This is a genomic window from Siphonobacter curvatus, assembly GCF_002943425.1.
Classification (GTDB): domain Bacteria; phylum Bacteroidota; class Bacteroidia; order Cytophagales; family Spirosomataceae; genus Siphonobacter; species Siphonobacter curvatus.
Genome location: NZ_PTRA01000002.1, coordinates 77,556 through 91,158, shown reverse-complemented (window position 1 = coordinate 91,158; position 13,603 = coordinate 77,556). Strand labels below are relative to the sequence as shown.

Below are 13,603 nucleotides of genomic sequence, written 5' to 3'. Positions count from 1 at the left end.
TAATAAACTGTGTTCATTTATGTCTCACCTAGAAAGAGTTCTTAAAACACTTGCTGAATGATCTGTAATTAGTAAAACGAAAGTATTTGCCTTGTGCTAGACAGAAAGTTCATGACTTAGGTCCGTCGAAAATTGGTGGCTCGTTGGTAGGTAATAGGCTTGTTCCCTTTCAGGATACAGGTGTGTACGGCGGTCTGGGAGGCATACTTGGTCAGGTGAATTTTTGAAGTGCTAATCTTCTGTAAGATACCAGCTATTCCTATTTTGAAAGAAACGTAAAGCCATTTGATTTTTCAAAGCGTGGATGCCAATTTGCAGCTCAGCTCTAAGGATAGTACGCTAGTCCTAGCGCAAAAAACTAATCTGGTATGAATTAACATCCATCAAGCGTGAGTATACAAGCCTGGGCCGTAGCTGGCTTTTTAGTAGTAGGTATGTGGCTGAGCGTTAAAGCCGGCAAGTTAACGATTCTGGGGGCTTTGACCGGAGGCCTATTGGGCTGGGCTATTTATTCAGGAGCCGGTTTGATGGGGCTAAGTATGCTGGGAGCTTTTTTCGTACTGGGATCACTAGTAAGCTCATTCCGGTTTCGTGATAAAGCAGCTTTGGGATTGGCTGAAGCGAATAAGGGGCGACGGAAAGCCAGTCAGGCCTTGGCCAACGGTGGGGTAGCTGGACTAATGGGTTTGTTTAGTTGGGCTTATCCTGCCCAGACGGAACTCTTTCAACTCATGTTGGCTGCCAGTTTTGCCTCGGCTACAGCGGATACGTTCGCTTCCGAACTAGGCAATATATACGGCCGAAACTATTACAACATCCTCACGCTAAGACCCGATACCCGGGGGCTGGATGGCGTCATAAGCCTGGAAGGAACCCTGGCCGGTGTAGGGGGTAGTACGATCATAACGGCTCTGTACATCCTGGGGCAGGGCTGGGGGCTTCTGGTGGGAGTAGTCTGGATAGCCGGAATACTAGGTAATCTGGCGGATTCGGTGCTGGGAGCTACCTGGGAGAGAAAAGCCTACCTCTCCAATGATGCCGTAAATTTTTTAAATACGCTCATTGCCGCCTTGATTGCCGGAGCCCTGTATCTACTCCTAGTTTAACGTAGTCTCCATTCCAGCGTCTTTACGGAGCTGGGTACCGTCACTTACCACTGGACCATTAATTCCCCCGGATCTTCACGAAAAGTAGCCGTAGGGCCCATAAGGCGAGATAAGTATACGAGTTACCCTGTATCTTCGCCCCGAATCTTTCGGTAATTCAGGAAACAAGCTTCGACTTCTCTTGGGCTTATTTTGTGGAAAGAGGGGCGTTTTTGAAACAGGCCCATTCTTTTAAGCGAAAACAACAGAATCACTAGGAGTCCGGGGACGCGAGTTAATGAGATGTCCTGTACGAAGCCGAAACGATTCATCACCCTTAAACCATCACTAATGGCAACTGGATTGCTAGCCCTTTTAGATGACGTTGCAGCCCTGGTAAAAGCCAGTGCTGCCAGCCTGGACGACGTTCCTACTCAAGTCGCTAAAAGTACGGGGAAAGTTTCGGGCGTCGTCATTGACGATACCGCCGTAACCCCCAAATACGTGGTAGGATTAGACCCCTCCCGTGAAGTGTCGATCATTTATCAGATCGCCAAAAAATCATTAATTAATAAGGTACTCATCCTTACGCCAGTAGCCCTGCTACTGGGTTTTTTCGCTCCCTGGATTATCACGCCCATTTTGATGTTGGGGGGAGCGTATCTGTGTTTCGAAGGCTACGAGAAGGTACATAGTATGTTTAGCTCACACGGAGATGCCCACGGTGATTCCGAGGATGAACTTAAGGTCATTACGCCCGAAGAGCTGGAGAAAACCCGTATCAAAGGAGCCGTACAAACCGACTTTATTCTTTCCTCAGAAATCGTTGCCATTACGTACGGTACGGTATCGGATCAGCCCCTGCTGACGCAGATTGCGGTTATGTTTTTCGTAGCGATTTTCATTACCGTAGCCGTGTATGGATTCGTAGCCTTACTGGTGAAAGCGGATGATCTGGGCGTGTACCTGGCTCGGGAAAACCGACCTTCTGCGATTCGTAAAATAGGATTTGGGCTGATTCGCTTTATGCCCCGTTTCTTAACCATTCTGGGATACGTTGGTACCGCGGCCATGTTGTGGGTAGGGGCGGAGATCATTTCGCATGGTATTCCCGTATTGCATCACGGCCTAGAAGCCATTGAGCACGCCCTAGCGGACGTACCCGCATTAGCGTGGGCGGCGAAAGTGGTGGCTAGTGCCCTGGGTGGCTTAGTCATCGGAGCGATTATTGAAAAAATCGTAACGCTGGTTCGGAAGATGCGTAAATAAGATCGTTTAGTGTTTTTCTTGTACAGCCCGGAAGTGATAAACTTCCGGGCTGCTTTTTTACAAAACGAGTGTAGTCCCGTAGGTACGGCTAGTTGATAGCTCATAAGTCTTGCGGGCTGGGCCTCTTCAACACTAACCATTCCATAAGGGGTAGGGGGGAAGTGATCAGGTATACAGTTTATTATCTCTAAAAGAAAACAGTCAAGAACTATTTCATAGAGCCTATGACACGAAACCTGAAGAAAGTCAGGTTTCGGTGCGTATACCATTGTTCGTTAGTGGGTTACTGAATCTGCGACCATCAACGCAGGCAATCGAAAGAAAGTACGCGTTTTCAACAAATGTACACACGTCTAATGAATAACCTTTGAAGCTACTTCAACCAGGAACGCGGTTTAGCTTACTGACTGCTAAACCAATACGCACCAATCTACCCAAGTATACAAAACGACAGGAGCCGGAAGGATTCATCCCTCCGGCTCCTGTTTATATTTAAAACAAGCCTTACGAAGCCTTAGCCAGCTGTTTCTTTTTCATAAACTTCTGCGTGCGTCCTTTTTCCTGAGGCAGCTGAATGATACCCACGACGTTGAGCAATTTCATGATCTGATATGAAGGATCGATCTCAAACCACTTGTAGGCAAAATTAGCACGATTGCCATACGTGTGGTGATTGTTATGGAATCCTTCACCCATCATTAGGAAATCAACGGGCATGAGGTTACGGGACGTGTCATTGACCTTGAAAGTAGTATACCCGATTTTATGGGCAAACCAGTTGATGATCGCTCCATGAATGGGCGACATGAGGAAGTGCACTGGTAAGAGCAAAAACCAGCCCCAGCTTGGAGCAAAATAGATGTAAAAAAGTGTATACAGCGTTCCCCAGACCAGACGAGTGTAGCGATGGGAAGCAAAGTCATCAAAGGCTCGCCAGTCGGGTACACCCGCCGTGAATTTAGGATCTACGTCCATGCTACGCGTGCGGATGGCGGAGTACACTCGATACGTTTTCCACATCATATCAAAAATTCCCGTACTGAAGCTCGGCGAATGCGGATCTTTTTCCGTATCGGCATAGGCGTGGTGCATGCGGTGCATAACGCCGTAAGCATAGGCACTCAAATAATTCGACCCCTGAAAAATGAATGTTCCGATGAAGAACATACGTTCCCAGGTTTTTGACATGGTAAAGGCCTGGTGAGCGGCGTATCGGTGCAGAAAAACGGTTTGGAAAAACAAGGCTCCGTACCAGTGCACGGCAAAGAAAATCAATATAGCAACCATATCTTTTTTTGGACAAAGATTCCGTCCCTGGCCGCCGAAACCAGTTTGCTGCCGACGAATGGTTGAATATAGTGACCGAGTGGCCGAAATACTTTTCCCATTTACCGGACGAAGCAATGCACTAAAACAAACCATGTGGGATTTAGACCGAAAAGAGTAACCCCAATTGGTAATAAAGGACTGTAACAATTAATAGACAAGCTTTAACAGATGAAGGGCCGTTGAACGTTATGGGTATGGAAACTTACGAAAAGCGGGTTCAGCGAGGAAAGTGAAATTGTAGTCAAACCCCAATGGTACCCGGACTTTACCAGGAGTAGTGGTTTCAATTGATACCACTTGCCTGTATTACTAACTGAACCGCTTGGAATCGAAAAACACGTGAGTTGAGGTGTACTACGATTGAAAATCACTCAGCCATTTTTTTAACGTTTATGGCTCATTCCCGCATAGTTTATCTGGTTGACGATAATGCGGACTATCGCTTTCTGGTCCAGCAGGTCTTTACTCTATTTTTACCAGAGCATCAGGTCCATTTCTTTGCCGATGGTTCCCAATTGGTGGAGAGGATGGACGCTCTACCGAAAGTATCCAGGCCTGATCTGATCGTACTGGATATGGACATGCCTCAGCTGAATGGCTTACAAACGCTGTTTTTGTTGAAACAGAACCCGGATTGGAAAGCAATACCAGTAGTCATGATGACTAACCGGGATCAAATGGAAATTCGCCGGAAAAGTCACCAACTCGGTGCAAATGCCTTTCTATTGAAACCCCTGAATTTGCTCGAAATGAGGAATGTCATGACCCAGCTTTGTGCGTACTAGTGCCTTTTATTTATTATACTCATCGAATACTAACAATGGTTTTACTGAAAGCTGGAAGATTATTCGGTAGAACGTACCTAACTAGCAAGTCCATTCTCTACCCTAATGAAACAAATCATTTCGTGCCTGCTTGTAATAGGATCTTGTCAGAAACCGGACTTTACGATTGATTCCACAAAACTCGATACGCCCTCCGAGCTGAATGCCAAAGCTACTGGTAAGTGTGAGCCAATACAAGCTTGGGTAGGTCAGGTCCGCGGTCGAATGGACCAGCCCGCTTTGTATGAAACCCAAAATGGGGTAAATTCTGGCTTCGCGATGGAAAGAGTTTCATTTAAGTAAATGCGAACCCAATTCAAGTATAAAAAAAGCTTATACGTTGAGATCCGACAGGCGGAGGCCATTGATTTTAATCGTACCTACTATGCTTACTTAAGTACGGCGGGTAGTAGATAGTCCTGCATAAGACGATCAACCTGAGCGTGAGCGTAAGACGTATTGTATGCTGTAGCCGTAACGACCACTACCAGCGGTCGATCCGTAAAGACGAAGATTTTGTTGCCTCCATTGCCCGTGCAGTAGTACGTTTCAAGCCGTTTTCCCTGTACTGTATACGTCTTATTCCAGAATAAATAGCCGTAATATTCCTGCGAACGGCCGGGAATGGCTTGGTGTTTAGTAAAGGTTTTCGTCACCCAAGCTTCTGGGACCAGTTGCCGTCCCTGCCACTTTCCTTTGTTTTTATACAGTTGCCCGTATTTCGCCAAATCGAGGGCATTGAGTTGAATACCTCCGGCTGTACTAACCACTTTTTGGGGCGTGTACGGCCAGCGGTACTGACGGATTTCGAGCGGGTTAAAGAGCTTATTTTGGGCGTAGGTCTCTAGATTTTGCGGTACTTGTTTGTTGAGAATGTCACCTAGCAAAACTACGCCCGCGGTAAAATAATGCCATTTTCCCTGGTACTTGGCTGGTAAAACGGGAAGATTTAACGTAAAAGTGATCCAATTCGGCTCGGGGTACATGTACTCTTCATTGCCGGGGGAATCCATATTGTCATCATCCCCGTCGAAAGCAGAACTCATCGTGAGTAATTCATACAAAGTAGTTGAGGCTTTCGCGGCTGAGTAATGTGAAAAGGATTTCAGGTCATAAAATTCCCGTAATGTTTGCTTTTCGTGCACATACCCCTCGGCTTGGGCAATGCCGGTTAAGGTAGAAGCGAAGGACTTACCTACCGAACGAACATCGTGTAAGGTGCTCCGATTTGTTCCATTAAAGTATTCTTCCAGGAGGATACGGCCCTGTTTAAGGACTACGATACTAGTAATGTGCTTGAATACCCCCGCCTCAATAGTACCCCTAAGTTCTTTGATTCTACGCGTGTCGAAGGAATCGGTTGAAACATGGAGACCCGGATAGGGCTGAGGAGTCGTCAGCCGTACCGTATCCAGATTAAAGCTTGGCTTTCGTTTCACCTCCAGCTGTACTTCACCCTGGGCTAGAATGGGACCGACGAGCACCTGAGATAACGTTAGGTAGGGCCTAATTTCCAGTGTAAACAAGTGTTCTCCCTCGGTTAAAGCCTGATCTCCGCCCTGGTTCATAAAGCGATTCCAGGCCGATTGGCTCCACCAACGTCCCTCGTGCTGGTTATCAATCAGCGGTTTACTGATTACTGTTTCTTCGTTTTTAATCCGGGCGTAGGGAGCTCCGGGGTGAAGGTTGGTTTGGTAAATGAGTTGATGATCGACAAAAAAAGAAAACTGGTAATTACCCACCTTCGTCAGACTGTCGGCAGATAGGGTAGGAGCCAGGGCATGCAGATAGTTGGTTAGCGAATTGGCCAGGAATACCGTCATGAACAGATTACTACGATTGGTCAGCTGGTAGCGGGTCAAAAAGTCACGGGTCTGTACCTCGGCCGGAGAAATTTCCCGGGAAGTAAAAAGAATTTTCCCCTGATTGGCCCGGTGCAGGGAAGAAGTAATCCCTTGATTTTGAACAAGCTGAGCCTGGAGGGGTAAGCAATACAACCAAAAGAGTGCTAACCGTACGTAGAAACGCATAACCTTCGTAGAAAGATGGATGAGCTACAAACCTAAACCCTGAATCAAGCCGGAAATAGAACCCAATTAACCTTACCCGACAAAAAGTTTTCGGTACGCAAAGGGCGTAAGCTCATACTGGTTCCGAAAAGAGCGAATGAAGTGACTCTGATCGGCAAAACCGCAATCCAATGCAATGTGCGTCAGCGATAAGCCTTGCTTAAGGAGCAAGGGTAAGGCTTTTTGAAGTCGGATCATCCGGAGGTACTCCCCAAAACGACAGTTGAAATAGCGAGGCATTTCCCGGCAGAGATAAACGGGATGGAGGGCGAGGTGCTCGGCTAGTTGATTGAGCGTCCAGGGTTCTTCCGGAGCATCGTGTAAGAGTTCCCGTAGCTGCTTAACCCAGACAGGCTCCCGAATGTACAAGCGATTAGAGGTCTGTGTAAGCTCACCAAACAGCTCAATCAGTAAAGCCTCCATGGCCAGGGGCGTGTAGGAAGCGTGGCGTTTGGCTTCTTTGACGAGGTTGTACATGAGTCGTTTTGCCTGCGGATGTTGAATGTCGATACTGCCCTGCAAAGGCTTTATCTCGTACGATTGAAACCAATCGGCGTTTAGCTCGACGTGAAAGCCCCGCGTGTAGCCTTCGGGTTTTTGATTGTAATGAGCCTCCTGCCAGTGGTGAAACAGCAGGCTACCGGCGGTACAGGTGTACCTTTCTTTCCGGTTCCCTTCTAAAACCTTACCCTGTAAAATGAACGTAAAGTAAGCGTTTTCGTGGTAATGCCAATCCACCCAGGGATGCGTGTATTCGGTATCCGTGAGCGTTAGATGGCCCACTTGAAGTTTTTGATTGGTCTGTCCGTAAAATTGACCCGTGGGTAGAGCGTTCATGCCAGAGAATCAGGAGCGTAGGTGAAGAGGCGTACACGCGTTGGTGTACGTAACAATACCATTTTTTTCTAAGAATGGTACGAGAACGAAAAGAAAATTAAAAATCTTCGTGATCAAAGTAGCGACTGGACAACCCGACGTTCCGGTAATAAAAGCCTATTGAAGCCTTAGGTATGGAACAGGAAGCAAGCGTCGTAAAATGATTTCGACGAGTAGCACTAGTAACGTATAAATAGAACATTGCTCTAAAAGCTTCCCGGAAGAAGCTTTTAGAGCAATGTTATGAGCTTTATTAAGCTACGATCAAGAAGATTACTGAGCCAAATATCCGCCGTCTACGGGATAATACGCTCCGGTCACGAAGGAGGCTTTGTCGGAGGACAGCCAAATGACTAATTCAGCGACTTCTTCCGAACGTCCCAGTCTACCTATCGGATGCATCCCAATCAGCATTTGCCGGGCTTCGGACGGTAAGTTTTTAAGTAGGGGCGTATCAATGTAAGCCGGGCCAACCGTGTTGATGCGGATACCCTTGGAGGCGTATTCCAAGGCCGCCGTTTGCGTCAAGCCTACTACGGCATGTTTTGCCGCTACGTACCCGGGCGAGTGAGCGGTACCTACCTGACTTAAAATGGAACCCATGTTTACAATCGATCCCGAGCCTTGGACCCGCATCGCTTCCAGCTCGTATTTCATGCAATAGAATACACTATTGAGGTTTACATCCATAATTTTTTGCCAGCCCTCTAGCGAATAATCGGCGGTAGCGTTCAATTCGCCGCCAATACCGGCATTATTACAAGCAAAGTCCAGTCGTCCGAACCGATTAATGGTTTCCTGTACCAATTGCTGGCATTGCCGGGGGTCGGCTACATCGGCTTGGTAGAACTGGGCTGTTCCGCCAGCGGCGGTTATTTCCTCAACCACGGCCTGCCCATCGGAGAGGTCCGATACCATAACCTGAGCTCCGTACTGACTATATAGCAGGGCTACGGCTTTACCGATACCCGAAGCGGCACCCGTAACTAAGGCCGTTTTTCCTTGAAATAACTTTTCCATAAGTAATGAATTAAGATAGATGAATAATTAAAACGGGTAGCTCGGCCCGGTTTAGTACGGATTCGGCCACACTGCCGTAGAGAAAATGCTGGATTCCTTTCCGGGCGTGCGTAAACAGCACTACTAAATCGGCGGAGACTTTCGCAGCGTATTCCAGAATACCGGTAGCACTGGAGGAATGGCGGATAATGTGTAAACGGGAAGTATCCAGCGGCTGGTTTTCGTCCCAAGCGGTCATCAACTGCTTGATTTCTTCCTCTGAACGGGTATCAAAGGGCTTCATCACAAACAGGTAATCGTCCCATTCGCGGGTACCCATAAAAAAAGGTTTGGGTAGGGTAGTGGGTATTCGGTTGTCCACATCAATGGCCGTTACGATTCGCTCGGGATGAAACGGTTTGATGGGTTCTTTTAAGATTAATACGGGACAACAGGCTTGCCGCATAACCGCTCCTGCGTGTGAACCCTCCGTCCAAGCTTTGAGGCCCGACGCCCCTTCCGAGGCCATGATAATCAGGTCAGGGTTATAATCCGACAGGCAGTCGAGGAAGCCCTTTAGCGTTTTACCCACCTCAATCTGAATTTCGATCCCCTGATACAAAGGGTCGCTCAGTAAGGCTTTTAGCTGAGCTTCGTCGCGGTGACGGGCTTTTTCGAACGCTGGTAATAAGTCCTCGGAGAATTCTAACGTCGAGTCTGCGGAAGATAAATACGTCAGGTCTTCATCTATTACGGTATGAAGCAGCAGAATTCGGGCTGAGTACGTCCGAGTCAGCTCAGCGGCCCTTTCTAAAGCCTGTAATGAAATAGGACTTAGATCCGTCGGAACCAGAATTGTTTTCATGGCATCGCAGCTTGGTTTGACGGCTCAAAGTACGCGGTTTCCTTAGAAACATGGGCTGAGCTAAGCGGGAGTTTTAACTGATTGAAATCACCTTTTATCAGTTGATATTTTTATTCTAAGGAACGGATTGATATTGTTCTAAAAGTCCTAGGCTTCCTCTAGTACGTTCTCCTCTGTTTTTGCTTTTAACTTAAAAGAGTAACCCATTTAGGGTAAAAATTAGCGTTTAGCAAGAGGTGTTGAATGCGTTTATTACCAGTAGCAATGAAGCATTAGGTCTAATGTAGGATAAAGAGTTTAAGGGTGTAATCCTTTTTTTCGAAGGTAAGCCAGCAATTCCTGGGGTCGGTCGGTTTGAATGAGGGTAGCTCCGTGGGCAATCAACCAGCCCCAACCCGCTTCAGGATCGTTTTCTTCGATACTTTTCTCGTCATCGTGCCCACCATTTAAACTAGCCCAAAGGCTATTGAGCCAGATTTTGGAGCCGCTTTTAGGAATAGACTGATAATTCGAATGAAGCAGAACACTATCGGTTGCGAAGTTAAGTTCATACGCAACGGGTTTTAGATGCTTTTCGTAGGATTCAATCACCGACTGAGCCTCGGGCTTTGCCAGGTTCACAATCGGCATAAACGCTAGCTTTCCACCCAGTAGATCTCCGTTTTCGGCTTTTACCTCTTCGTAGGTTTTCCCGGCTTTAATAATGGCGTGATCAATCGTACCCGTTGCCTCCAGAATTTGGTAGGCTTCTTTAAAGTACTCGTAGCCTTTATCAATATTGATCATGACCCGACCCTTGGCTCGTTTCATGCAGTCTTCGAAGGTCATGATCTTTTGGCGGGTCGGTCCACCATGCTCATTTTTAAGGGTAAGCTGCTGGAGTTCAGCCCAAGTATACTCACTGGGTTTGCCGTGGCCGGTAGTGGTACGATTGAGCGTAGCATCGTGTAAGAGAATCAGTACCCCGTCTTTGGTTTTCTTCAGATCAATTTCGACAATATCAACGCCCATTTGAATGGCGTGTTCGAGGCTAAGTACGGAGTTTTCGGGGGCATACCGCCAATCGCCCCGGTGAGCTACGACCAATACTTCCGCAGACTTAGGATTGTGTAATTGACGAATAATGTCCTGTACGGGCCGGGTTTGCCCCTGAACCGAAAAAGCAAGGAGCCAGAAAAGGAAGGTAAAACGAAGCATAGGGAGGAAGTAACTATTGTTTCTTGGGATGACGGGATTCTATACACGCGTTTTTTACGCTGACTGGATACATTCCCGCAATTGTCCCGAAATTAGAGCTTAGCTGCTCTGCCTGCACGCTTCATCCGTATACTTCACAATATGATAACATCTTTTTCAACAACTAGATAAGCCGCAAAATGCTCTAAGTAGTTACGGGTATAGTCCATTATCAATACGCATAAACCGGTAGGTATGAAACAAAAGAAATCGGATACAAAGACTTTTGTGCCTTTAAGGTAGTCGCTCTTCTATACACTCCATTCAGTAGGAGCTTTGCCAAATTTCTTTTTAAAGGCGTGAGAAAAATGCGAAAGGCTTTCAAAACCTAAGTCAAGGTAGATAGTCGAAGGTTTCCTGTGCTTGGATTCGATCAGGTGCCGGGCTTCCGTTAATCTTCGCTCCTGTAACCAATGCCGGGGAGCCATCCCGAAGGTTTTCTGGAAATCACGTTTGAACCCGGCTAGACTCCGTCCCGTCAGTCGGGCGAATTTTTCGACGGGAACGTTGTAGTGAAAGTTCGTAAGCATGAATTTTTCCAGATCCATCTTGTAAGGTTCCGAAAAATCAAACAAAAACTCCCGGAGTTCGGGTAATGTGTAAAGGAGGAGGTGTACTGCCTCCTTTACTTTGAGCATACCCAGCGTGTGCGTTATTTTTTCTTCCGGATGACGAACGTATGGAATAATGGACTGAAAAAAAGCCCGCAGAAAATCGTTTGTCGGAATCAAGAGATTGGCCGGACCTGCGTACTTTCGGTTACTTTCCCATTGCTCTTCCAGAGCGATAGTTCGCAGAACATCTTCCGGTAGTCTGATTACAATGGTCTGATAATCTTCGCCTTCCAAGGGCATTTTTGTGATTTCTGCTAACTGATTTTTTTGAATCAGCAGTACCTCACCCCGATTCATCGCGATGTGCTGATGAGCCGTTTGCATGGCGAAATGACCCGAAACCACAAATACCAGGGTGTTGTGTTCAAGAAAGGCCACTTTCTCCTTCTTCAGCTTGGATAAATACGAGAAGAAAATCAGTCCCGGAAATAATTCAGTTGGATTCCTCACGGAGTAAAGCTAGTAAAATGAATCTATCGTTGCAGGTAAGTACTGCCCAGAATCGCACCCGGTGCAAACGTGGTGTTGAGCGTGTGCATCTCCTCGGGGGTAAAGTCAATAGACATCGCCGCGAGGTTTTCGGGAAGCCGGGACCGTCGACTCATACTTACCAGGGGCATAATAGATTCGCCCTGAGCATTGACCCAGGCAATCGCTAGCTGCGTGGGCGTACAGCCTTTATCCTGAGCTAGTTGTTTCAACACCTCAACCTTTTCCAGATTCTTGAGCAGATTTTCTCCCTGAAAACGCGAGAAGTGGTTGTGGTAATCGTCGGCAGGAAGGGGAGCATTCATGGTTCCGGTAAGTAAGCCTTCCGCCGTATTGGCAAAGGCCACTACGCCAATGCCCAATTCCTTGGCCGTCGGGAGCAGGTCGCTTTCAATCTGACGATCCGCCAGGGAGTAGCCAATTTCCAGAGCCGTTACCGGATATACGCTATGGGCTTTGCGTAACTGATCCGCCGTAATTTCCGAAACACCCAAGTGGCGAACCTTGCCTTCTTTGATCAGGTCGGCTACGGTTCCAATCACGTCTTCTACCGGAACGCTGTCATCCAGTCGGCAAGGCTGGTACAGATCGATGGTATCAATCCCCAGTCGTACTAACGAATAGTTGATAAAGTTTTTGATGGCGATGGGACGCAGATCCAGTCCGATCCATTGGCCGTTATAGAAAATCGCTCCGAATTTCACACTAATGAAAGCCTCATCGCGTCGGCCTTTGATGGCTTTTCCTACCAGGATTTCGTTGTGACCGCTACCATAGAAGTCTCCGGTGTTGAGAAAGTTAATACCGCTGTCCAAGGCCAGTTGAATGGTCGCCAGACTTTCCGTTTCGTCAGGAGTTGGGCTTCCCCATACCGACGACATACGCATACAGCCTAAGCCGAGTTTAGAAACCAAGGGGCCTTCCTTACCGAGTTTGATTTGGGATATCGTTGTCATCGTATTTGTTTTTGATTTGACATGACAAAAGTCGGTACGGTTCCATGATCCTTTATTTCCTCTACGGCTCAAAAAACTTGTCTGTACGGATCAGCCCTTGCTGGCCCCCTTCCGAAAAGCCAATGGCGTATAACCCGTATGTTTCTTGAAAAAGTTGTTGAAATAGGTCGGGTAAGCAAAGCCCAGACTATAGGCGATTTCCGCCACACTCCAGTTCGTATGTTGCAACAGGGCTTTGGCTTCGTCGGTAATGCGGTTGGTGATGTGCGTACTTGTGGGTTTGCCCGTGACTTCCTTCACCGCCCGGTTCAGGTGGTTTACGTGTACGGACAGCCGATCCGCAAACTCCTGAGCCGTTTTTAGCGGTAAGGTCTGCTGCGGGTTTTCCAGAGGAAAGAGCTGTTCCAGCACTTCTAAAAACAGGGAGGCAAGGCGGGAGGAAGCGTTTCTGGGCTGAAAGAAAGTTTTCGCGGGTTCTAAATGCAGGGCTTCGTGAATCACGAGTTGGATATAGGTGCGAATCAGTTCACCTTTAAACGCATAGTCGGCTTGCTGCTCCTCCAGCATCTTCTGAAAAATGTTTCGCATAAACCGGGCCTGCTCCTCATTAAGGGGAAAGAGTGGGGTACTGCCGATTTTAAAAAAGGGCGAGTGTTGTAGGCTCTCCAGGCGGTCAAGCGACTTGATAAATTCCTCGGTAAAGAGACAGGCGTAACCCTGATCATCTTCCGCGAGCCTTTCCATGGTATAGGGAATGTGCGGATTGGTAAAAAACAGGTAGGTACCGTCAAGTTCCAGACTTTCGTGGGCATAGTGAAGCCGCGACTTCGTAGTCATCAGCGTAACCTTATAAAAGTCACGCCGACTGAGTTGAGGCTTCATGGTACAGAGATGGTCTACCGCATATACCTTGAAGCCTTTTAACGCCAGGTCCGTGGTATTCAGCTCAAGGGGTGAAATGGGAGAGTCGATCATTCAGTAAAACTACGAAA

General features: G+C 47.4%; 12 protein-coding genes. 3 read left to right on the top strand and 9 right to left on the bottom strand.

Going from position 1 to position 13,603, the window contains the following annotated elements:
* The first annotated feature begins 389 nt into the window (after window positions 1-389).
* Together C5O19_RS15730 and C5O19_RS15725 are read left to right on the top strand one after the other, a co-directional pair.
* Complete coding sequence (locus C5O19_RS15730; protein ID WP_207766445.1) at window positions 390-1,106, top strand: DUF92 domain-containing protein; 717 nt, start codon at window positions 390-392, stop codon at window positions 1,104-1,106.
* 330 nt (window positions 1,107-1,436) lie between these two features.
* On the top strand, window positions 1,437-2,354 hold the full coding sequence (locus C5O19_RS15725) for a DUF808 domain-containing protein (protein ID WP_104714302.1): 918 nt from the start codon (window positions 1,437-1,439) through the stop codon (window positions 2,352-2,354).
* Between the two features lie 504 nt (window positions 2,355-2,858).
* Here the strand turns inward: C5O19_RS15725 and C5O19_RS15720 are convergent.
* Entirely contained in the window at window positions 2,859-3,641 is a 783-nt protein-coding gene (locus C5O19_RS15720) for an acyl-CoA desaturase (RefSeq protein WP_104714299.1), read from the bottom strand.
* A 434-nt stretch (window positions 3,642-4,075) separates the two neighbouring features.
* On the opposite strand from C5O19_RS15720, the gene C5O19_RS15715 reads away from it, so the two are divergent.
* Window positions 4,076-4,468, top strand: coding sequence for a response regulator (locus C5O19_RS15715; RefSeq protein ID WP_104714297.1), 393 nt, complete (start codon window positions 4,076-4,078; stop codon window positions 4,466-4,468).
* 428 nt (window positions 4,469-4,896) lie between these two features.
* On the opposite strand, the gene C5O19_RS15705 is transcribed toward C5O19_RS15715, so the two are convergent.
* The 8 genes from C5O19_RS15705 to C5O19_RS15670 form a co-directional block, all read right to left on the bottom strand.
* Window positions 4,897-6,537: a serine hydrolase domain-containing protein gene (locus C5O19_RS15705; RefSeq protein ID WP_104714293.1), complete on the bottom strand. Its 1,641-nt coding sequence runs from the start codon at window positions 6,535-6,537 to the stop codon at window positions 4,897-4,899.
* 72 nt (window positions 6,538-6,609) lie between these two features.
* Entirely contained in the window at window positions 6,610-7,413 is an 804-nt protein-coding gene (locus C5O19_RS15700; RefSeq protein WP_104714291.1) for a helix-turn-helix transcriptional regulator, read from the bottom strand.
* Window positions 7,414-7,725: 312 nt separating this feature from the next.
* Window positions 7,726-8,472 carry an SDR family NAD(P)-dependent oxidoreductase gene (locus C5O19_RS15695; protein ID WP_104714289.1) on the bottom strand — a complete coding sequence of 249 codons (747 nt, stop codon included), beginning with the start codon at window positions 8,470-8,472 and terminating at the stop codon, window positions 7,726-7,728.
* A 10-nt stretch (window positions 8,473-8,482) separates the two neighbouring features.
* Window positions 8,483-9,316, bottom strand: a complete 834-nt coding sequence (locus C5O19_RS15690; RefSeq protein WP_104714287.1) for a universal stress protein — start codon at window positions 9,314-9,316, stop codon at window positions 8,483-8,485.
* 297 nt (window positions 9,317-9,613) lie between these two features.
* On the bottom strand, window positions 9,614-10,513 hold the full coding sequence (locus C5O19_RS15685; RefSeq protein ID WP_104714284.1) for a glycerophosphodiester phosphodiesterase family protein: 900 nt from the start codon (window positions 10,511-10,513) through the stop codon (window positions 9,614-9,616).
* A gap of 290 nt (window positions 10,514-10,803) precedes the next feature.
* A complete protein-coding gene (locus C5O19_RS15680; RefSeq protein ID WP_104714282.1) occupies window positions 10,804-11,616 on the bottom strand; it encodes a helix-turn-helix domain-containing protein in 813 nt (270 codons plus the stop codon).
* Window positions 11,617-11,639: 23 nt separating this feature from the next.
* The gene (locus tag C5O19_RS15675; protein WP_104714280.1) at window positions 11,640-12,611 is read right to left on the bottom strand and encodes an aldo/keto reductase; all 972 of its coding nucleotides are present in this window, start codon (window positions 12,609-12,611) and stop codon (window positions 11,640-11,642) included.
* 90 nt (window positions 12,612-12,701) lie between these two features.
* Window positions 12,702-13,586 (bottom strand): helix-turn-helix domain-containing protein, encoded by an 885-nt coding sequence (locus C5O19_RS15670; protein WP_104714278.1) that lies wholly within the window; start codon window positions 13,584-13,586, stop codon window positions 12,702-12,704.
* Window positions 13,587-13,603 lie beyond the last annotated feature (17 nt).

Bases quoted from the DNA above. Each gene is read 5' to 3' on its own strand.
- C5O19_RS15725 (WP_104714302.1), top strand. From the start codon at position 1,437: ATGGCAACTGGATTGCTAGCCCTTTTAGATGACGTTGCAGCCCTGGTA.
- C5O19_RS15720 (WP_104714299.1), bottom strand. From the start codon at position 3,641: ATGGTTGCTATATTGATTTTCTTTGCCGTGCACTGGTACGGAGCCTTG.
- C5O19_RS15715 (WP_104714297.1), top strand. From the start codon at position 4,076: ATGGCTCATTCCCGCATAGTTTATCTGGTTGACGATAATGCGGACTAT.
- C5O19_RS15705 (WP_104714293.1), bottom strand. From the start codon at position 6,537: ATGCGTTTCTACGTACGGTTAGCACTCTTTTGGTTGTATTGCTTACCC.
- C5O19_RS15700 (WP_104714291.1), bottom strand. From the start codon at position 7,413: ATGAACGCTCTACCCACGGGTCAATTTTACGGACAGACCAATCAAAAA.
- C5O19_RS15695 (WP_104714289.1), bottom strand. From the start codon at position 8,472: ATGGAAAAGTTATTTCAAGGAAAAACGGCCTTAGTTACGGGTGCCGCT.
- C5O19_RS15690 (WP_104714287.1), bottom strand. From the start codon at position 9,316: ATGAAAACAATTCTGGTTCCGACGGATCTAAGTCCTATTTCATTACAG.
- C5O19_RS15685 (WP_104714284.1), bottom strand. From the start codon at position 10,513: ATGCTTCGTTTTACCTTCCTTTTCTGGCTCCTTGCTTTTTCGGTTCAG.
- C5O19_RS15675 (WP_104714280.1), bottom strand. From the start codon at position 12,611: ATGACAACGATATCCCAAATCAAACTCGGTAAGGAAGGCCCCTTGGTT.
- C5O19_RS15670 (WP_104714278.1), bottom strand. From the start codon at position 13,586: ATGATCGACTCTCCCATTTCACCCCTTGAGCTGAATACCACGGACCTG.